We start from the raw sequence: 20173 nt of genomic DNA, 5'->3' as shown, positions 1-20173 counted from the left end.
GATGTCCGAGGTAGCGGAGACGGGGGTGCCGGGCGACCTCGCCCGGCACCCCCGCACCCCGGAGTCGGACACCCCCGTGCTGGAGGTCGACGACCTCGTCGTCGAGCACCGCGACGGCGGCACCGGCACGCTCTTCCGCGCGGTCGACCAGGTGTCACTGCGCATCGCGGCCGGTGAGAGCGTCGCCGTCGTCGGCGAGTCCGGCTCCGGCAAGACCACCCTCGCGATGGCCGCCACCGGGCTCGGCCCGCGCGGCCGGGGCGACATCCGGCTGCTCGGCCACTCGCTCGCGGCGGTCAGCCGCACCCAGCTGCGCCGGCTGCGCCCCGAGGTGCAGGTGGTCTTCCAGGACCCGCACGGCTCGCTCGACCCCCGCCAGTCGGTCCGCTCCGGGTTGCGGGAACTGCGGGCGCTGCAACCCGAACGGACCTCCTGGATCGACGACGCCGACCTGCTCGGCCGGGTCCGGCTCGCCCCGGACCTGCTCGACCGCTACCCCCACCAGCTCTCCGGGGGCCAGGCGCAGCGGGTCTGCATCGCCCGCGCGCTGCTGATGCGTCCCCGCCTCATCGTCGCCGACGAACCGACCTCCGGCCTCGACGTCTCCGTCCAGGCCGACGTGCTGGCCCTGCTGCGCCAGATCCGGGCCACCACCGGCGCGGCGCTGCTGATGATCAGTCACGACCTGGCCGTGGTCCGTTCGCTCTGCGACGTCGTGCACGTGATGTACCGGGGCCGGGTCGTCGAGGCGGGACCCTGCGACCGGGTCTTCGGCACCCCCGAGAACGACTACACCCGCGAACTGCTCGCCGCGATGCCCGGCGCGCGCTGGAGGTCCCGCCGATGAAGGCCAGCACCGTACGCCGCGTCGGCGGCCGGCTCGCGTCGCTGTTCGCCTCGCTGCTCATCGCGCTCAGCCTGGCGTTCCTGCTCGGCCGGCTCTCCGGCGACCCGACCGCCACCATCCTCGGCCCGATGGCCCCGCCCGAGCAACGCGAGGCGCTGCGCCACCAGCTCGGCCTGGACCTGCCCGTCGTCGTGCAGTACCTCGACTACCTCAAGGGCGTGTTCACCGGCGACCTCGGCCAGTCGTTGCAGTTCTACCAGTCGAACACCTCGATGATCGCCGACCGGCTGCCGTACACCCTGCAACTGGTCGGCGCGGGCATGGCCCTCGCCCTGCTGGTCGGCGTGCCGCTCGGGGTGCTCGCGGCCACCCGGGAGGGCACCTGGTGGGACCGGGGGGCCTCCACCCTCGCCCTGCTCGGCCAGTCCGTGCCGGTCTTCTGGTTCGGCATGATGCTGGTGGTGCTGTTCGCCGTCAAACTCGGCTGGCTGCCCGCCGGCCAGTCCGGCAGCCCGAGACACCTGATCCTGCCGGCGCTGACCATGTCGGTCTACCCGATGGCGCACATCGCCCGGCTCACCCGCGCCTCGATGAGCGACGCGCTGGCCGAGCCCTACATCGACTCCGCCCGCGCCCGGGGCATCAGCACCCGCCGGGTGGTGTGGCGGCACGCCTTCACCAACGCGATGATGCCGATCCTCACCATCGTCGTGCTGCAGACCGGCATCCTGCTCTCCGGCGCGGTCGCCGTCGAGTACGTCTACTCCTGGCCCGGTCTCGGCCAGCTCGCGTTGCAGGCCATCCAGTTCCGCGACTTCCCGCTGGTGCAGGCGATCGTGGTGTTCGGCGCGCTGGTGTTCGTCGTGCTGAACCTGCTCGTCGACGTCCTGCATTCGATCGTCGACCCGAGGGTGCGGTGAGCATGAGCCAACTCGAACTCGACCCGGTCACCGCCCCGGTGTCGCCACCGCGCCGGGCCGGCCGCCGGGCGCGTACGTCGGTGTTCTGGCTGGCCCTGCCGCTGGCGGTGGCCGCCGTCGCGGTGTTCGTGCTGCCGCTGACCGGGCTGCTGCCCGACGGCGGCCAGAACCTCGACGCGACCCGCCGGCCACCCGCGTTCCTGTCCGGCGGCAGCTGGGCGCACCCCCTCGGCACCGACAAGCTCGGCCAGGACCTGCTCACCCAGTTCGTCTCCGCCGGCCGGCTCACCATCGTGATCGGCCTGGTCGGCGCGCTCGTCGCGATCGGCCCCGGCACCCTGCTCGGCCTGCTCGCCGGCTACTTCCGGGGCTGGGTCGACCGGGTCATCTCGATCCTCATCGACGCCCAGCTCGCGCTGCCGTTCATCCTGGTCGCCCTCGCCATCATCGCCAACCGGGGCAGCTCCCTGCCGGTGCTGTTCCTGGTGCTGGCGCTCACCGGCTGGGCGGTGTGCGCCCGGGTCACCCGGGCGGCGACCCTGGCCATCCGGGAACGCCAGTTCGTCGTCGGCCTGCGCGCCGCCGGCGCGTCCGAACCCCGGATCGTCTTCCGGCACATCCTGCCCAACCTCGCCGGCACCATCGTCGCGCTCGGCACCCTCCAGGTCGGCACCGCGATCCTGGTGGAGAGCGCGCTGAGCTTCCTCGGCCTGGGCGTGGTGCCGCCGATGAACAGCTGGGGCTCGATGCTCGCCTCCGGCCAGGACGAACTGAGCCAGGCCTGGTGGATCGCGTTCTTCCCCGGGCTCGCCATCACCGTGCTGGTGCTGCTGGTGAACCTGCTCGGCGACGCGCTGCTCACCCACCACGACCCACGGAAGAGGCGGCGATGAGCGTACTGCTGAAACTCTCCGGGCTGTCCATCACCGCCCGGCTGGCCGACGGTGAACTGACCCTGCTCGACGACGTCGACCTGGAGATCCGTCGGGGCCAGATCGTCGGCGTCGTCGGCGAGTCCGGCAGCGGCAAGACCACCCTCGCCCGCGCCGTCGTCGGGCTGCTCGACCGCAACGTCCGGGTCGACCGGGGCACCGTCACCGTCGGCGACGAGCAGGTGGTGGCCCCCGGCGTCGACCGCACCGCGCGGGTCCGGGGCAGCGCCGTCGGCATGGTCTTCCAGGACGCGTCCCGGTCGCTGAACCCGCTGCTGAAGGTCCGCACCCAGCTCGCCGAGGTGCTCCGCCGGCACGTGCGGGACATCAGCCGCGCCGAGGTGGAACGCCGCTCGGTGGAGGTGCTGGCCCAGATGCGCATCGACGACCCCGGCCGGGTGCTGGCCAGCTACCCGCACCAGCTCTCCGGCGGCCTGCGGCAACGGGTCGCCATCGGCCTCGCCGTCGTCACCCGCCCCGCGCTGGTGATCGCCGACGAGTGCACCACCGCCCTGGACGTCACCACCCAGACCAAGGTCGTCGACCTGTTCCGCACCCTCGTCGACGAACTCGGCATCGGCCTGCTCTTCGTCACCCATGACCTGATGCTCGCCAGCGACCTGTGCGACCGGATCGCGGTGATGAGCGGCGGGCGGGTCGTGGAACAGGGCGACGCCCTGACCGTGCTGGACCGACCGCAGCAGGAGTACACCCGACGCCTGCTCGCCGCCATCCCCTCGTGGAGCTGAAGGAGAACCCGCGACCCATGCCCGAACAACCAGGCATCGACGCCTACGCGGTCCACCTCCCGGCGTACGTGCTCGACGACAACCGGCTCGACCCGACCGCGCCGGCCCGTACCGGCGGCCCCACCCGGAGCGTCGCCGGCTACGACGAGGACGCCGTCACCATGGCCGTCGAGGCGCTGCGGCACGTCGCCGCCGACACCCCGGCCGGACGGCACCTGCTGCTGGCCACCACCAGCGCACCGTACGAGACGAAGACCTCCGCCGGGGTGGTCCACGAGGCGCTCGGCCTCGACCCCGGGGTCACCGCCCTCGACCTGCGCGGCCACCGGTCCGGCGCGTCCGCCCTCGACCTGGTCCTGCGGGGCGTGGCCACCGCGGCCCTGGCCGACGTGCGCACCACCCGGCCCGGGGCCCCCGACGAGCTGGCCCAGGGCGACGCCGCCGCGGCATTCGTCGGCGGTGGGCGGGCCGCCGTGCTCCTCGCCCGCGCCGGCCACACCAGCGAGGTGCTCGACCGCTGGCGGCTGCCCGGGGAACGGCACGACCGGGTCTGGGACGAACGGTTCACCGCCGAGATCCTCGTCGCCACCGGCCTCGACACCGCCCGCCGGGCCTTGGCGCTGGCGTCCCTCGACACCGTCGACGAGGTCGTCGTGTCGTCGTCGAACCCCCGTGCGGCGGCGGCGCTGCGCAAGGCGCTCGGCGGCACCGGAGGGGACGCGACCGTCGAACGGGCCACCGGCTTCACCGGCGTCGCCCACCCCGGCCTGCTGCTCGCCGCAGCCCTCGACGAGGCCGAACCCGGGCAGACCGTCCTGCTGCTGTCGGCCACCGAGGGTGCCGACGCGTTCGTGCTGCGGGTCGGCGACGGCGTCCGCGCCGCCCGGGGCGGGCCGTCGGTCCGCGCCCAGCTCGCCGCCCGACAGCGCCTCGGCTACGGCCGCTACCTGCGTTGGCGGGGCCTGCTCGACGTGCAGGGTCCGGCCCGACCGGCCGCCCCCGCCCCGGCCGCCCCGCCCATGCACCGCCGGGCCGGCTGGAAGTACCGGCTGGAGGGCAGCCGGTGCGCCGCCTGCGGCCGGGTCACCACACCCCCCGGCCGGGTCTGCGCCTCCTGCGGCACCGCCGGGGCCGGCGCGGCCCCGGTGTCGCTGCGCGACCGCACCGCGCGGGTGGTCTCGGTGACCCGCGACCACCTGACCACCATGCTGGAAACGGAGGTCGCGATCGTCGTCGCCGACGTCGACGGCGGCGGCCGGCTCAACGCGTACGTCACCGACGTGGCACCCGGTGAGGTGGCGGTGGGGATGGCGATGACCCCGGTGTTCCGCCGGCTCTGGACCACCGACTCGATCCACAACTACTTCTGGAAGCTCCGCCCGGCACCCGCGGACGCCGCGCCAGGGAAGGACACCGCCGATGGCCAGTAGGCGCACCACCCACGACGTCGCGATCGTCGCGATGGGCTGCACCCCGTTCCGGGACCACTGGAACTCCTCCGCCGACGACCTGCTCGTCGACGCCGTGCAGGAGTGCGTCGGGTCGCTGCCCGACGTCACCCTCGACGACGTCGACGCGTTCTGGGTCGGCACCCAGGGCTCGGGCATGTCCGGGCAGACCCTCGCCCGCCCGCTGCGGCTGACCGGCAAGCCGGTGACCCGGGTGGAGAACTACTGCGCCACCGGCTCGGAGGCGTTCCGCAACGCCGCCTTCGCCGTCGCCTCCGGCGCGTACGACATGGTCATGGCGACCGGGGTGGAGAAGCTCAAGGACTCCTCGTACTCCGGGCTGTCGGCGGTCTTCCCACCCGCCGACGGCACCGACGTCGACTGGACCGCGCCGGCCGGGTTCTCCCTGCTCGCCCCCGCCTACCAGGCGGCGTACGGGATCGACGAGCGGGAGATGCGCGCCGCGATGACCCGAGTCGCGGTGAAGAACCACGCCAACGGGGCCCGCAACGACCGCGCCCAGTTCCGTCGGGCGGTCACCGCCGAGACGGTGGAGCGGTCCCCGCGTATCGCCGGGCAGCTCGGTGTCATGGACTGCTCAGGTGTCTCCGACGGCGCAGCGGCGGCGATCCTGGTCCGCGCCGAGGACGCCCACCGGTACACCGACAGACCGGTCTACCTGCGCGGGATGAGCTTCGTCGCCGGCTCCGGGGCCGGGCTGGCCGCCGACGGCTACGACTTCACCACCTTTCCCGAGGTGGTCACCGCCGCCCGCGAGGCGTACGAGCAGGCCGGCGTGACCGACCCGGCCTCGCAGATCTCGCTGGCCGAGGTGCACGACTGTTTCACCCCGACGGAGGTGGTGCTGATGGAGGACCTGGGTTTCTCCGCCCGCGGCAAGGCGTGGCGGGACATCCTCGACGGCCGCTACGACCTCGACGGGGCGTTGCCGGTCAACACCGACGGTGGGCTCAAGTCGTTCGGCCATCCGATCGGCGCGACCGGGCTGCGGATGATGTTCGAGTGCTTCACCCAGCTGCGCGGGGAGGCCGGACCCCGGCAGGTGCCCGACGCCCGGCTGGCGGTGGCCCAGAACCTCGGCGGGCAGCCCGGTTCCTGCGTCGCGTTCGTGGCGGTCCTGGGGAACGAGCGATGAGCGCCCGGGTCACCCTCGACGGCCGGGTCGTCGTCGTCACCGGCGCCGGCAACGGTATCGGCCGGGCGCACGCGCTGACCCTCGCCGCACGCGGTGCGTCGGTGGTCGTCAACGACCTCGGCGGGACGGTCGACGGCTCCGGTTCCTCCGGCGCGGCCGGGCAGGTCGTCGCCGAGATCCGCGCGGCCGGCGGCACCGCCGTCGCCTCCACCGACTCGGTGGCCACCGCCGCCGGGGGCGCGGACCTGGTCGGCCGGGCGATCGACACGTACGGCCGGCTCGACGCGGTCATCCACAACGCCGGCATCCTGCGGGACCGGACGCTGGCCAAGATGTCCGACGAGGACGTCCGCGCGGTGCTCGACGTGCACCTGGCCGGGGCATTCCACGTGCTGCGGCCCGCCTGGCCGCACCTGGTCGCCCAGGGCTACGGCCGGATCGTGCTGACCAGCTCGTCGTCCGGCCTGTTCGGCAACTTCGGCCAGGCCAACTACGGCGCGGCCAAGGCCGGCCTGATCGGGCTGATGAACGTGCTCGCCCTGGAGGGGGCCCGCCGGGGCATCCTGGTGAACGCGATCGCGCCGACGGCGGCGACCCGGATGACCGAGAACCTGCTCGGCGAGCTGACCGACCGCTTCGACCCGCAGCACGTGGCGGCGGTGGCGACGTTCCTCGCCTCCGAGCAGTGCCAGCTCAACCGGCACATCCTCACCGTCGGCGGCGGCCGGGTCGGGCGGATCTTCCTGGGCGTCACCCCCGGCTGGTACGGCGGGACCGCGCCGGCCTCGCCCGACGACATCCTCGGCGCGGTGGACGAGATCTGCCGGCTCGACGACTTCATCGTGCCGGACAGCGGCGCGGACGAGGTCACCCTCATCCAGCGGGTCCTCGGCGGGCCGTCCGGCCCGTCGGCCTGATTCCGCCGCGACACTCCACAGGAAGGCAGGCATCATGCCGGTCAGCGAAGTGCACCACGTGGCGATGACCGTCTCGGACGTCGACCGCGCCGCGGACTTCTACGAGCGCGCCCTGGGCTACCGCCGGACGCTGCGTACCGAGGTCGGTGGGCCGGGGATCGAGGTGTCGCTGGGGTTGCCCGCCGGCACCACCGGCCGGGTCCAGTACCTCCAGGGCCCCAGCCGGGTCGGCCAGCTCGAACTCATCGAGTGGAACGGCGTGAAGACCCGCACCGCCACCGCCGGCCACCTGGAGCTGGGCACCTTCCTGCTCAGCTTCGAGGTGCCGCGCGACGAGTTGGACGACCTGCACCGGCGGCTGACCGAGCTGGGCGCGCAGTGCCTGTCCGCGCCGAACCGGGTGCTGCTGGACAACTACGGGTACATCACCGCGTTCGCCGCCCGGGACCTCGACGGTAACCTGCTGGAGTTCGTGTCGTTGCCGTCCCGGGAGGAGATCCTGGCCCGGCGGCGGGGGAGCGGCGACTGATGGGCGGCAGCAACTTCACCGAGACGCTGCGCCGGCAGGCCCTGCGCCGCGCTGACGCCGAGGCCCTGGTCGACGGGGCGGACCGCTGGACGTACGCGGAACTGGACGCCGACGTGGACCGGCACGCCGCGGCCCTGCGCGACGCCGGCATCGGCGACGGCGACCTGGTCGGGTTGCTCGGGCGCAACACCGCCACCTACGTCGTCGAGCTGCTGGCGCTGAGCCGGCTCGGCGCGGTCTCGGTGCCGCTGAACTGGCGGCTGCACACCAACGAGCAGGCGTACGTCATCGACCAGGCCGGCGTCACCGGCCTGCTCTATGACGACGACTTCGCCGCCGACGTCGCCCGGCTGGCGGCCACGACCGGGCTGCGCACGCTGGTCGCCAACGGCGACACGGTCGTCGGCGACGCCCGCCGGCTGGCCGACCTGCTCGCCGGGCAGCCGCCGGGGGTACGGGTCGCCGACGCCGACAAGGGCCCCGCCGACGTGCACCGGCTGCTCTACACCTCGGGCACCACGGCCCGCCCCAAGGGGGTGGTGCACACCTGCGGGAACCTCACCGCGAACCACTTCGCGCAGGTCCTCGAACTGGAGTTGACCGCCGCCGACCGCATCCTCGTCTCCGCGCCGCTGTTCCACGTCAGCGGGCTGGAGGCGCCGGGCCTGGCGACGTTCGTGGCCGGCGCGACGATGGTGCTCACCCCGACGTTCAAGCCGGCCGACATCGCCCGGATCGCCGCGCAGGAGCGGATCACCGGCATGGTGCTGGCCGCCCAGATCCTGTTCGGCCTGCTCGACCTGGACGACCCGCCGGATCTCGGAGCGCTGCGCTACCTGCTGTTCGCCGGGGTCGCGCCGAGCGTGCGGCAGGAGGTGAAGCGGCGGCTGCCGCACGTCCGCCTGATCGACACGTTCGGCATGACCGAGCTGTGCAACGGCGTGTGCTACCTCGACGCCGCCCACGAGCAGAGCAAGCTCGGCGCGCTCGGCGCGCCGTTCCCCGGGGTGCAGATCCGCATCGTCGACGAGCACTTCCGGCCGGTCGGTCCGGACGTCGAGGGGGAGATCGTCGTCCGGGGGGAGAAGGTGTCACCCGGCTACTGGAACGACGACGAGGCCAACCGGCGCAGCCGGCGCGACGGCTGGTTCCGCACCGGCGACGTGGGTCGCATCGACGCCGACGGCTACCTGTGGTTCGTCGACCGCCGGGCCGACCTGATCAAGTCCGGTGGGGAGAACATCGCCAGCGCCGAGATCGAGCGGGTGCTGGCCCAGCACCCCGACGTCGCCGAGGTCGCCGTGATCGGCGTGCCGGACCCGCAGTGGGACGAGGTGCCGAAGGCGTTCGTCATCCTCCGCGACGGCGCGACCGGCACCGCCGAGGACCTGCGCGCGCACTGCCGGGCCGAACTGGCCCGCTTCAAGGTTCCCCGGTACGTGCAGCTGGTGACGTCGTTGCCGCGCAACGACTCCGGCAAGGTGCTGAAGAAGGCGCTGCGCGGGGCGGCGGGGTGAGCACCGCGAACCTCGCCGCGATGCTGGCCGGCAACGCCCGCCGGTTCGCCGACGCCGACGCGCTGGTCTTCGAGTCGCGCCGGTGGACCCACCGGCAGCTCGACGACGACGTCAACGCGCTGGCCGCCGGCCTGACCGCCGAGGGGATACGCCGGGACACCCGGGTGGCGGTCGTCGCGGACAACGTCCCCGAGTTCCTGCTGCTCTGCCTGGCGCTGGCGAAACTCGGCGCGGTCGTCGTCCCGCTGAACTACCGGTTGACGGCGGGGGAGCTGGCCCGGTTGCTGACGCACGCGCGGGTCGGGGCGGTCGCCACCGTGCCGGAGTTCGCCGCGCTCACCACCGCCGCCCTGGCCGACCTGCCACAGGTACGCCGATTCGCGCTGGAGCCGGTCGGCGACGGCTGGACCGACGTGCGGGCGCTGGTCGCGGCGCACCGGGGGGCGCGGGTCGCCGACGCCGATCTCGACGACGCGGCCCTGCAACGGATCGTGTACACCTCCGGCACCACCAGCCTGCCCAAGGGGGTGCTGCTCACCCACGGCAACGTGAACCGGAACATGCACGCCCAGATCGTCGAGCTGGGCCTGCGGCCGACCGACCGGATCCTCAACGTCGCGCCGCTCTACCACGTCGGCGGCACCGACCTGCCCGGCTTCGGCATCTGGCACGTCGGGGGCGCCATGGTGCTGCACCGCCGGTTCGTGCCGGCGGCCGTGCTGCGGGCGATCGAGACGGAACGGATCACCGGCATGGTGGTCGCGGCGACCATGCTGGACATGGTCCGCCGCGAGCCCACCGCCGCCGACGCCGACCTGTCGTCGGTCCGCTGGCTGATCTTCTCGCAGGTCACCTCGGCGCTGTTCGGGGTGGCCCGGGGGCTGTTCCCGAACGCCCGGCTGATCGAGGGGTACGGCCTCACCGAGACGTGCAGCGGGCTGACCTACCTCGACGCCGCCCACCAGGAGTCCAAGCAGGGGTCGGTGGGGCTGCCGGTGCCGTGGGTCCAGGTCCGGGTGGTCGACCCCGACGGTGCCGACGTGCCGGTCGGCGCGCACGGCGAGGTGGTCGCACGCGGGCCGAAGGTGAGCCCCGGCTACCTCGACGACCCGGCGGCGACCGCCGCCGCGTTCCGGGACGGCTGGTTCCACACCGGCGACATCGGCTGTTTCGACGCCGACGGCTACCTCTACATCCGCGACCGGCTCAAGGACATGATCCGCAGCGGCGGCGAGAACATGTCCAGCGCCGAGATCGAGAACGTGCTGGCCGACCATCCGCTGGTGCTGGCCGCGTCGGTGGTGGCCGCCCCGCACCCGACGTGGCAGGAGGTGCCGGCCGCGTTCGTGGTCGCCCGACCCGGGTTGACGCCCGAGGCGCTGATCGCGCACGCCCGGCAGCGGCTGGGCCGGTTCAAGGTGCCGAAGGAGGTCTACCTGGTGCCGGAGTTCCCCACCAACCCGTCGGGCAAGGTGCTCAAGCGGACCCTGCGCGAGTTGCGCGCCACCCTACGCCCGGACTGGACGTACGACGACGCCCGGCGCGACTGAGCCCACGCCGGGCGGGACCACCCCGGCCTCACCGGCCGGTGGCGGCGGCGTGCCGGAGCAGGGCGAGAGTGTGCACCAGGGCGAACCGTCGGGTGCCCCGGCCCAGCTCGTCCCACGGCTTCTTCCAGGGCATCCGCCGGGCGACGTCCCACGCGGTGTCGCCGTCGCGGGCCAGCCCCCGGACCGTCTCGACCTCGTCGCGGTGGAACGCGGCGAGCGACTGCGCGCGGGCGGCGACGTCCCGGTAGGGGAACTGGTGGGCGGGGCAGGCGATGGCGGCCCCGAGGTCGCCGATGCGGGCCAGCGTGCCGAACAGGTCGGCGGCCGGGTCGTCGTCGGGGCGGCTGACGATGGCGAGCTGGGTGGGCCCCTCGGCCATCATCGTGTCACCGGTGAAGACCAGCCCCCGGGTGTCGACGTAGACGGTGTGGCCGTAGGTGTGCCCGGGCGCGGGCAGGGCGCGGACGGTCACGTCGCCGAAGCGGAACTCGGTGTCGTGCTCCACGGCCACGTCGAGCCGCAGGTCCTCCCGGTGCACGGCGACGGCGACCGCGTCGGCGTACATGGCGGTGACGACGTCGGGCGGAGCGCCGGTCAGCTCGAGTGCGGTGCGTACCTGCTGGAGGAAGGTGCCGCGTCGGCGGTGCATGGTGGCGAAGTCGTCGGGCGCGCCCAGCACCACCCGCGCGCCGGAGGCGGCGCGTACCCGGTCGGCGAAGCCGACGTGGTCGGGGTGGTTGTGGGTGAGCAGGACCGCCGCGATGGTGTCGACCCGCTGCCCGATGGACGCCACCGACTGTTGGAACGACGTCCAGCAGCTCGGGTGGTCGTAGCCGGCGTCGACGAGGACCGGGCCGTGGTCGGTGGTGATCAGGAAGACGGTGATGGACCGCAGGGCGCTGCCGTGCAGGGGGACCGGGATCGCCCAGACACCGTCGACGACCTGCGTGGGGACCGGCACCTGACGGGCCCGCCAACTGGCGGCGTGGGCGTCGCTCACGGGTATGGACATCGTCGGGAGGCTCCCTTACTGTGGGACACCAACATACCGGATGGTCGGAATCTAGCTCAAGGAGTCCGATGAGCCAGGAGCGGACCGGGTTCCGGCTGTGGGCAGCCGCGGAACCGGAGCTGTGCGCGATCGTGACCGCCGACGACCGGCGGATCTCCTACGGTGACCTGTTCGCCGAGGTGAACCGGATCTCGCACGGGCTGCGTACGCACGCGGGCCTGCGGCCCGGCGACACCGTCGCGGCGGTGATGACCAACAGCCCCGGCCTGGTCGCGCTCTATCTCGCGGCCATGCAGTCCGGGCTCTACCTGGTCACCCTCAACTACCACCTGACCGCGCCCGAGGTCGGCTACATCCTCGCCGACAGCGACGCCCGGGTGGTGGTGGGCTCCGAACGGGTCGAGGACGTCGTGCTGGACGCCGCCGCGGCGGTACCCGGCATCCAGGTCTTCGTCGACGGCACGCCCCGCACCGACCGGGCCCGACCGCTGTCGGCGCTCACCGCCGACATGCCCGCCACCAGCCCGGCGGACACCCCGGCCGGCTCGCTGATGATGTACACCTCCGGCACCACCGGCCGGCCCAAGGGGGTCAAGCGCCCGCTCAGCGGCGTCGACGCCGACACCGGCGCGCTGACCTACGTCTGGCTGTTCCGTGAGTTCGGGATGGAGCGGGAGGCGTTCGCGTCCTGGCTGGTCTCGGCCCCGATGTACCACTCGGCCAACATCACCCCGGCGATGGGCGCGCTGCACGCCGGCGGCACGATGGTGCTGATGGACGGCTGGACGCCGGAGGGCTTCCTGCACCGGGTCCAGGAGCGCCGGGTCACCGGCACCAGCATGGTGCCGACCCACTTCTACCGGCTGCTGCAACTGCCCGAGGCGGTCCGTGACCGCTACGACCTGTCCTCGCTGCGCTACGTGCTGCACGGCGCGGCACCCTGCCCGCGCGAGGTCAAGCAGCGCATCCTCGACTGGTTCGGCCCGGTGGTCTACGAGTACTACGGCTCGACCGAGGTCGGCACCACCGTCGCCCGCCCGCACGAGTGGCTCGCCCACCCCGGCACGGTCGGCCGCCCGGCCTCGATCTCCACCCTGAAGATCCTCGACGAGCTGGGCAACGAGGTGCCGGTCGGGCACACCGGCATCGTCTACATGCGTCAGGGTGACGACCGGGTCGAATACCACAACGACCCCGGCAAGACCGACGGCGCGCGCCGCGACGGCCTGATGACCGTCTGGGACGTCGGCCACGTCGACGCCGACGGGTTCCTCTACATCACCGGCCGCGCGGCCGAGCTGATCCTGGTCGGCGGGGTGAACGTCTACCCGGCCGAGATCGAGGCGGCGCTGATCGGCCACGACTGGGTCGCCGACGCCGCGGTCGTCGGGGTGCCCGAACCGGAGTTCGGCGAGGTGCCCCAGGCGCACGTGGTGCTCACCGACATCGCGCCGGACCCGGAAACGGCCGTCGCGCAGCTGCGCCGGTACCTCACCGAGCGGCTGGCCAAGCCGAAGCGCCCGCAGTCCTACGTCGTGCGCGACGCGCTGCCCCGCGACCCGAACGGCAAGCTCTACAAGGCCCGGCTCGTACCCGCCGGGGAGGCCGGCGCGTGACCGGCGACACCGACGACCCACAGGGGGGTGGGCATGGACTTCGCTGACAGCGACACCGACCTGGCGTTCCGGCACGAGGTCGGCAGGTGGCTCGACGGGGCGCTGGCCGACGTGCCCGACCAGGAGGAGCTGACCCAGGACGAGCGGGAGCACTGGTCCCGGGTGTGGCAGGACCGGCTCTGCGCCGGCAACTGGGCCGGACTGTCCTGGCCGGCGGCGCACGGCGGCCGGGGGATGGACGCGCTGGCCCAGGCCGTCTTCAACGAGGAGGCCGCGGTACGCGGCGCGCCGTACCCGCTCAACGGGGTGGGCATGATGCTGGCCGGGCCGACGATCATCGCGCACGGCACCGACGCCCAGCAGGCCCGGCACCTGCCCGGCATCCTGCGCGGCGACGAGTACTGGTGCCAGGGCTTCAGCGAGCCCGGCTCCGGGTCGGACCTGGCGAGCCTGACCACGGCGGCGACCCGGGTCGACGGGGGCTGGCGGATCAACGGGGCCAAGATCTGGACGTCGAATGCGCACAACGCCTCGCGCTGCCTGCTGCTGGCCCGCACCGACGCCGCCGCGCCGAAGCACGCGGGGATCACCTACTTCCTCGCCCCGATGGACGGGTTCACCGTCCGGTCGCTGGTGATGATCAACGGGGACACCGAGTTCAACGAGATGTTCCTCGACGACGTGTTCGTCGCCGACGACGACGTGCTCGGCGGGGTCGGCAACGGCTGGACCGTCGCGCTCACCACGCTCGCGTTCGAGCGCGGCAGCATGGCGCTCAACCTGTGGGTCTGGGCCCGGCAGGCGGTCGACCGGCTCATCGACGTCGCCGTCGAGCGGGGCGTCGCCGACGACAGCGCCTTCGTCGACGCGGTGGGCGCGTTGCAGTGCGACGCCGAGGCGGTCCGGATCGGGTCGATGCGGATGCTCGGCGAGAGCCGGGCCGGCGGGGTGCCGGGGCCGGAGACCTCGGCGCTCAAGAGCCTGTGGGCCCGGGTGGTGCAGAACGCCAACCGGCTCGCCGTGCAGCTCGACGAGGCCGGCGGGGTGCTGGTCGACGGCGACGGCGCCGCCGCCCGGATGCGTCGCTATCTACGCGCCCGCGCCCACACCATCGAGGGCGGCACGGAGGAAGTCCAGAAGTCGATTCTCGCGGAGCGGGTCCTGCGCCTGCCCCGCTCCCGCTGAGCGAGGTGGTCCGGTGCGCGCGACATTCACCCAGGAACAGCAGGACATCGGCCGTACCGTGGGGGCGCTCGCGGACGCCGACCGGGGCGCGGCCCGCGCGGCGTGGTCGGGCGGCTGGCGGGCCCCGGCGGGGGACGGACCACTGCTGCGTGACTTCGGGCTGCTCGGGGTTCCCGAGCCGGCCGGTGGCATCGGGTCGGGCCTGATCGACCTGCTGGTCGCCGTCGAGGCGCTCGGCGGGCGGTTGCTGCCCAGCCGGTTCCCGGCGCACGCGGCGGCCGTGCAGCTGCTCTGCGGCGACGGGCAGCGGGGGCCGCTGCCCGAGGAGGTGCTCGACGGTCGCCGGGTGCTCACCGCGGCGGTCGACGTGCCGGGCAGTTCCGGCTGGGCCGACCGGGTACCGGTGGACCCGCTGGTGCGCACCCTGGTGCCGTACGCGGCACAGGTCGACGGCGTGGTCGCGCTCGGCCCGGCCGGGGTCTGGTTCGCCGACCCGGTCCGGATCACCGAGCGGCAGTCGCTGGACCCGTCGGTGCCGCTGGCGGACGTGACGGTGGCCGCGCCCGAGCGGCCCCGCCCGGCCGGCACCGGGCCGCTGCGGGCGGCGCTGGTGGTGGCGGCCGAGTTGTGCGGGGTGGCGCAGGGGGCGATCGACCTGGCCGCCGAGCAGGCCCGCACCCGTCGCCAGTTCGGCCGGGTGATCGGGTCGTTCCAGGGGGTCGCGTTCCCGCTGGCCGAGGCGGCCACGGCGCGCAAGGCGGCGTGGGACCTGACCCTGTACGCGGCGTGGGCGGTCGACACCGGACGCCCGGACGCGGGAGTCCAGGTGCACGCGGCGAAGGCGGCGGCGGGGCAGGCGGCGGTGTTCGCCGCCGAGCGGTGCATCCAGGTGCACGGGGGGATGGGCATCACGATGGAGGCGGACCCGCACCTGTTCCTGCGCCGTGCGTTCGTGCTCGACGCCCGCTGCGGGCGGGGGTCGTGGCACCGGCGGCGGGCCGGGGAGTTGCGTATCCGGGCACGTCGGGCCGCGCGGGGCTGACCTGCGAAGTCTTGCCGGGCACCGACCCGGAGCAGTAACATACCGGCTGGTCGGAATAAATGAGGAGAAGGCCGTGAAGTTCGGAATCATGAACCTGTTCCCGGTGGCCGACGGCGCATCGGACCATCAGGTGCTCCGAGAAACCCTCGAGGAGATCCAGCTGGCCGACGAACTGGGCTTCGACTCGGTCTGGCTCGCCGAGCACCACTTCTCGAAGTACGGCATCCTCGGCAGCCCACTGAACTTCGGCATGGCCGTCGCCGAGCGGACCCGCCGGATCACCATCGGCACCGCCGTCCTGGTCCTCCCGCTGCACCACCCGCTGCGCCTCGCCGAGGACATCGCCGCCCTCGACGTGCTCAGCGGCGGCCGGGTCTCCATCGGCGTCGGCCGGGGCTACCAGCCGGCCGAGTTCACCGGCTTCGGCGTACCGCTGGCGGAGTCCAAGCAGCGCTACCAGGAGACCCTGGAGATCCTGCGGCTGGCGCTGTCACAGGAGAACTTCTCCTACCACGGCGAGATCTTCCACTACGACAACGTCACCACCTACCCCCGGCCGTTCACCCTGGGCGGGCCGCCCATCCTGCAGGGCACGGTCTCCCCGGAGAGCTTCCGGCAACGCGGCGCGCTCGGCGAGTCGATCATCACCTCACCGAACTTCACGCCGTTGGGCATCATGCAGAAGAACTTCGACCTCTACCGGCAGAGCATGCGGGACAACGGCTTCGACCTGTCCACCTACGACCTGCCGTTCATGCAGCAGGTCTGGTGCGGCGACGGCGACGAGGGCCTGCGTGCGGCGGCCCAGGCGGCGATGAACTACTACAAGTCCGTCGGCAAGGTCATCCCCGGCTCGGAGGACGCCATCGCCCAGGAGCGCGCCTACTACGCGGCGGTCGCCAAGAACATCGAGCTGCTCACCCTGGAGCAGACGCTGACCCACGGCGGGAACTTCGGCTCGGCGCAGCGGGTCATCGAGACCATCGAGATGCTGCGCGACCAGCTCGGCATCAACCACTACATCGGCTGGCTGCGGATCCCGTCCCTGGACCGCGCCGCCGCGCTGCGCTCCATGGAGGAGTTCGCCGACAAGGTCATCCCGCACTTCCGGGCCCAGGACCGCGCCGCCGAGCGGGTGCCCACCGCCGAGGCGGTCCTCGGGTGAAGATCAGCTGCTTCCTGAGTGCCCAGTTCGATCCGTCGGCGTCCGCCGCCGAGGGCATCGACGGCGTGCTGGCCCAGGCGGCCGCCGCCGAGGCGGCCGGCTTCCACGCCGTCTACCTCGGCCACCACTACCTGGCCCGGTCGGCGTTCGTCCAACCCGTCCCGCTCGCCGGTTACCTCGCCCACGCCACCTCCCGGGTCCGCATCGGGTTCGGCGTGCTGCTCGCCCCGCTGCTGAACCCGGTCGCCCTCGCCGAGGACCTGGCCTCGCTCGACGTGCTGTGCGGCGGCCGGCTGACCGTCGGCATCGGCGCCGGCTACCGCAAGCGTGAGACCACCGCGTTCGGCGTCGCCTGGGAGGACCGGCTGCGCCGGCTGCGGGAGTACGTACCGATCCTGCGCGCTCTGTGGAACGGCGAGACGATCGACGCCGCCGGAAGCTGGGGCGAGGTCCCCGGCGCGTCGCTGGCGCTGCGCCCGGCCCAGCCCGGCGGCCCGCCGCTGTGGATCGGCGCGTTCGCCGAACCCGCCGTCCGCCGCGCCGCCCGCCTCGACGCCCCGTGGCTGATCGGCCCCAAGGGCAACGACGCCGAACTGGCCCGGCTGCTCGGGATCTACCGGGCCGACCTGGGCGAACGCGGCTTCTCCCTGGACCGGGAGTACCCGATGAGCCGTGAGGCGTACCTCGGCGACAGCTACCCGGCGGCGGTCGCGGCCGTCCGCCCGCACCTGCAACGCCAGTACGCCGGCTACAAGTCCTGGGACGACGCGCAGTCCCTCGACCTCGACCGGTACCTGGCCGAGGACTGCCTGGTCGGCTCGGCCGACGAGATCGTGGCCAAGCTGCGCCGCTGGGAGACCCAGCTGGGCATCACCGAGGTCTCGCTGCGCCACCAGTTCGTCGGCGCGAGCCAGGACGAGGCGATGGAACAGCTCGCCCGCTTCGGCGCGGAGGTCATCCCCCGGGTCGCCGCCCCGGCGACCGCGCCGGAGGTGGCCCGGTGAGCGCCGGCAACCTGGTCGGCGTCCTGGAGCGCCGCTGTGCCGACCGGGGCGACCTGCCCGGCCTGTACGGCGAGGACGGCCGGTCGTGGACCTTCGACCAGATCGACCTGCTCGCCGGGGGCGTCGCCGCCGCGCTGCGCGCCGAGGGCGTCGGCCCCGGCGACCGGGTCGCCTGCTACCTGACCAACGGCCCCGAGATCGTCTTCCTGCTCTTCGGGGCCTGGAAGATCGGCGCGGTGCCGGTCACCGTCAGCAGCCTCTACAACGCCGCCGAGCTGGCCGAGTCGGTGGCGAAGACCGCGCCCCGGCTGCTGCTGGTCGACGACCGCCGGCCCGACGTGGTCGCCACCTTCCTCGCCGCCGACGCCAGCCGGGTCCCGGTCCGCTCGGTCACGGCGGCGTTGACCGGCGTGCCCGAACTGCCGTGGCGGCGGGAGACCCGGGTCACCGGCGTCGACGTGGGGCCGCAGGCCGAGGCGTGCATCCTGTTCACCGGCGGCACCACCGGACGGCCCAAGGCGGTCAGCGTCACCCACGGCGGGACGCGGGAGTCGCTGATGCGGCTCGCCCGGGTCACCACCGGCACCGAGGCCGAGGGCAGCGCCACCCGCGACGCCCGCCCCAACCTGATCGCGCTGCCGCTGTTCCACAGCGGCGGCCAGCACGCGCTGCTGTTCGCGTACTTCGTGGGGCGGCCGGCGGTGGTCTGGGAACGCTTCGGCGTCGACCGGCTCGCCGACCTGATGCCCCGGTTCGGGTTCGACAACCTGTTCCTGCTGCCCACCATGGTCTTCGACATCGTGCACGCCGAGCGGGACCTGCCGTTCGCCGGGGTCAGGTCGGTGCTGGTGGCCGGGCAGGCGATCTCCTGGCCGGTGCGGCGCGCCTTCGAGGAGCGCTACCGGGTGCCCATCCTGGTCAACTACGGCTCGACCGAGGCCGGGCACATCGCCGGCTGGACCGGCCGGGACATGAAGGCCGGCCGGTGGAAGCCCGGCTCGGCCGGCCGGGTGTACCCCGGCGTCGAGCTGGAGATCCGCGACGACGCCGGGGCCGCGCTGCCGACCGGCGCCCAGGGCGAGGTGGTGGTCCGCTCCGCGCTGACCCGGGGGTACGTCGACGACGCCGCCGCCTCGGCCGAGCTGGTCCGCGACGGCTGGGTGCACACCGGCGACATGGGCTACGTCGACTCCGACGGGGTGCTCTTCCTGGTCGGCCGCAAGCGGGACATGATCAAGTGCGGCGGTTTCCAGGTCTGGCCCGAGGAGATCGAGGACGAACTGCGTGGGCACCCGCTCGTGCGCGACGTCCGGGTGCTCGGCCGGCCGGACGACCGGCTGGGCGAGATCCCGGTGGCGCTGGTGGTCCGGGCCGCCGACGACACGGTCGACGACACCGACCTGGCCGCCCGGCTCGTCGCGCACGCCCGGGAGCGGTTGGCCCACTTCAAGGCCCCCCGGCGGATCGAGTTCGTGCCCGCGCTGGAACGCAGCGCCACCGGCAAGATCAGCCGCGCAGCGGCTCCCGTGCCGCAGGCGGGCGGGACCAGCCGATCGACAGATGGGGGCAGCCGATGAGGTTCGGCATCATGGCGTCGCACCAGTACCCGCCCGGCGACGACCTCCGCAGGCACCTCGACGACCTGTTCGGCACCGTCGAGCTGGCCGCCGAACTGGGCTACGACTCGGTGTGGACGATCAACCACTTCCAGTCCAACCTGGCCACCCCGCAGCCCATCTCGATGCTGGCGAGCCTCATCCCGCGTTCGGGGGACATGCTGCTCGGCACCGGCATCCTGCTGCTGCCGATGTTCCACCCGGTGCACGTCGCCGAGGAGTTCGCCACCCTGGACCACCTCTCCGGCGGGCGGGTGATCCTCGGCGTCGGGGCGGGCTACCGGGAGAACGAGTTCGCCGCCTTCGGCGTCGACCCGGAGACCCGGTTCCGCCGCTTCGACGAGAGCCTGCGGCTGATCCGGGCGCTGTGGAGCGGCGCGCCGGTCACCCACGACGGCGAGTACTACCCGCAGGTCGACGCCACCATCGGCATCCCGCCACTGACCCCGGGCGGCCCGCCGATCTGGATCGGCGCCGGCGGGAAGAAGGCCGTCCGCCGGGCGGCCCGGCTCGGCGACGCCTGGTACGCGCCGGGCAACTCCCCGAGCCGCCGGTTCCTGCCCGAACACCTGGCCGTCTACAACGAGGCGCTGGCCGAGTACGGGCGGGACCCGGCGACGGTGGCACGGCCCGTCGGCGTCGAGCTGTACTGCGCGCCGAGCACCGAACAGGCCGTCGCGGAGGCGTTGCCGCACGCCCGGCGCGAGTACTCGACGTACGCTGAGTACCCGGCGCTGCGCTGGCAGCGGGACCGGTTCGACGAGCTGGTCCGCAACACGCTGCTGCTGGGCTCGCCCGAGTTCCTCGTGGAGCGGATCTCCGCCCTGCGGGACCTGGGGTTCGACCATCTCATCTTCCGGCCCGGGTGGCTGGGCATGCCGACCGAGAAGCTGCGTGCCTCGCTGCGGCTGTTCGCCACCGAAGTGATCCCCGCCTTCCGTACCACCACCTGACCTAAGGAATACGCC

General features: G+C 73.3%; 18 protein-coding genes. 17 read left to right on the top strand and 1 reads right to left on the bottom strand.

The annotated features are described in order from the left end of the window. Position 1 precedes the first annotated feature (1 nt). Genes ACN260_RS16660 through ACN260_RS16615 form a run of 10 tightly spaced genes read left to right on the top strand, consistent with a single transcriptional unit; the run spans position 2 to position 10565 of the window. The gene (locus tag ACN260_RS16660) at positions 2–847 is read left to right on the top strand and encodes an ABC transporter ATP-binding protein (RefSeq protein WP_421481612.1); all 846 of its coding nucleotides are present in this window, start codon (positions 2–4) and stop codon (positions 845–847) included. Further along, complete coding sequence (locus ACN260_RS16655) at positions 844–1767, top strand: ABC transporter permease (RefSeq protein ID WP_421481613.1); 924 nt, start codon at positions 844–846, stop codon at positions 1765–1767. The genes ACN260_RS16660 and ACN260_RS16655 overlap by 4 nt, the downstream gene beginning before the upstream one ends. Positions 1768–1769: 2 nt before the next feature. Continuing rightward, the gene (locus tag ACN260_RS16650; RefSeq protein WP_422751981.1) at positions 1770–2660 is read left to right on the top strand and encodes an ABC transporter permease; all 891 of its coding nucleotides are present in this window, start codon (positions 1770–1772) and stop codon (positions 2658–2660) included. Continuing rightward, entirely contained in the window at positions 2657–3448 is a 792-nt protein-coding gene (locus tag ACN260_RS16645) for an ABC transporter ATP-binding protein (protein WP_422751980.1), read from the top strand. Before ACN260_RS16650 ends, ACN260_RS16645 begins: the two co-directional genes overlap by 4 nt. A gap of 17 nt (positions 3449–3465) precedes the next feature. Continuing rightward, on the top strand, positions 3466–4878 hold the full coding sequence (locus tag ACN260_RS16640) for a zinc ribbon domain-containing protein (protein ID WP_422751979.1): 1413 nt from the start codon (positions 3466–3468) through the stop codon (positions 4876–4878). Then, a complete protein-coding gene (locus ACN260_RS16635) occupies positions 4868–6052 on the top strand; it encodes an acetyl-CoA acetyltransferase (protein ID WP_422751978.1) in 1185 nt (394 codons plus the stop codon). Before ACN260_RS16640 ends, ACN260_RS16635 begins: the two co-directional genes overlap by 11 nt. Next, positions 6049–6969 carry an SDR family NAD(P)-dependent oxidoreductase gene (locus tag ACN260_RS16630; protein WP_422751977.1) on the top strand — a complete coding sequence of 307 codons (921 nt, stop codon included), beginning with the start codon at positions 6049–6051 and terminating at the stop codon, positions 6967–6969. The genes ACN260_RS16635 and ACN260_RS16630 overlap by 4 nt, the downstream gene beginning before the upstream one ends. Before the next feature lie 34 nt (positions 6970–7003). Then, positions 7004–7498 carry a VOC family protein gene (locus ACN260_RS16625; protein WP_422751976.1) on the top strand — a complete coding sequence of 165 codons (495 nt, stop codon included), beginning with the start codon at positions 7004–7006 and terminating at the stop codon, positions 7496–7498. After that, positions 7498–9015, top strand: a complete 1518-nt coding sequence (locus tag ACN260_RS16620) for a class I adenylate-forming enzyme family protein (RefSeq protein WP_422751975.1) — start codon at positions 7498–7500, stop codon at positions 9013–9015. The genes ACN260_RS16625 and ACN260_RS16620 overlap by 1 nt, the downstream gene beginning before the upstream one ends. Further along, positions 9012–10565 (top strand): class I adenylate-forming enzyme family protein, encoded by a 1554-nt coding sequence (locus tag ACN260_RS16615; protein WP_422751974.1) that lies wholly within the window; start codon positions 9012–9014, stop codon positions 10563–10565. Before ACN260_RS16620 ends, ACN260_RS16615 begins: the two co-directional genes overlap by 4 nt. A 28-nt stretch (positions 10566–10593) precedes the next feature. Here ACN260_RS16615 and ACN260_RS16610 read toward each other — a convergent pair whose 3' ends face one another. Beyond that, positions 10594–11577: an MBL fold metallo-hydrolase gene (locus ACN260_RS16610; RefSeq protein ID WP_422751973.1), complete on the bottom strand. Its 984-nt coding sequence runs from the start codon at positions 11575–11577 to the stop codon at positions 10594–10596. A gap of 68 nt (positions 11578–11645) precedes the next feature. On the opposite strand from ACN260_RS16610, the gene ACN260_RS16605 reads away from it, so the two are divergent. The 7 genes from ACN260_RS16605 to ACN260_RS16575 all read left to right on the top strand — a co-directional run bounded on the left by ACN260_RS16605 (position 11646) and on the right by ACN260_RS16575 (position 20158). Then, positions 11646–13193 carry an AMP-binding protein gene (locus tag ACN260_RS16605; protein ID WP_422751972.1) on the top strand — a complete coding sequence of 516 codons (1548 nt, stop codon included), beginning with the start codon at positions 11646–11648 and terminating at the stop codon, positions 13191–13193. A 33-nt stretch (positions 13194–13226) separates the two neighbouring features. After that, positions 13227–14378 (top strand): acyl-CoA dehydrogenase family protein, encoded by a 1152-nt coding sequence (locus tag ACN260_RS16600; protein WP_422751971.1) that lies wholly within the window; start codon positions 13227–13229, stop codon positions 14376–14378. A gap of 13 nt (positions 14379–14391) precedes the next feature. Continuing rightward, the gene (locus tag ACN260_RS16595) at positions 14392–15420 is read left to right on the top strand and encodes an acyl-CoA dehydrogenase family protein (RefSeq protein ID WP_422751970.1); all 1029 of its coding nucleotides are present in this window, start codon (positions 14392–14394) and stop codon (positions 15418–15420) included. Between the two features lie 73 nt (positions 15421–15493). Then, positions 15494–16585 carry an LLM class flavin-dependent oxidoreductase gene (locus ACN260_RS16590; protein WP_422751969.1) on the top strand — a complete coding sequence of 364 codons (1092 nt, stop codon included), beginning with the start codon at positions 15494–15496 and terminating at the stop codon, positions 16583–16585. Further along, positions 16582–17589 carry an LLM class flavin-dependent oxidoreductase gene (locus ACN260_RS16585; protein WP_422751968.1) on the top strand — a complete coding sequence of 336 codons (1008 nt, stop codon included), beginning with the start codon at positions 16582–16584 and terminating at the stop codon, positions 17587–17589. Before ACN260_RS16590 ends, ACN260_RS16585 begins: the two co-directional genes overlap by 4 nt. Continuing rightward, on the top strand, positions 17586–19166 hold the full coding sequence (locus tag ACN260_RS16580; protein WP_422751967.1) for a class I adenylate-forming enzyme family protein: 1581 nt from the start codon (positions 17586–17588) through the stop codon (positions 19164–19166). Before ACN260_RS16585 ends, ACN260_RS16580 begins: the two co-directional genes overlap by 4 nt. Positions 19167–19177: 11 nt before the next feature. Beyond that, complete coding sequence (locus tag ACN260_RS16575) at positions 19178–20158, top strand: LLM class flavin-dependent oxidoreductase (RefSeq protein WP_422751966.1); 981 nt, start codon at positions 19178–19180, stop codon at positions 20156–20158. Positions 20159–20173 lie beyond the last annotated feature (15 nt).

The organism is Micromonospora sp. WMMD708 (assembly GCF_049315245.1).
Classification (GTDB): domain Bacteria; phylum Actinomycetota; class Actinomycetes; order Mycobacteriales; family Micromonosporaceae; genus Micromonospora; species Micromonospora wenchangensis.
The sequence above is the reverse complement of the archived record's forward strand: the minus strand, read 5'-3'. Positions and strand labels throughout refer to the sequence as shown.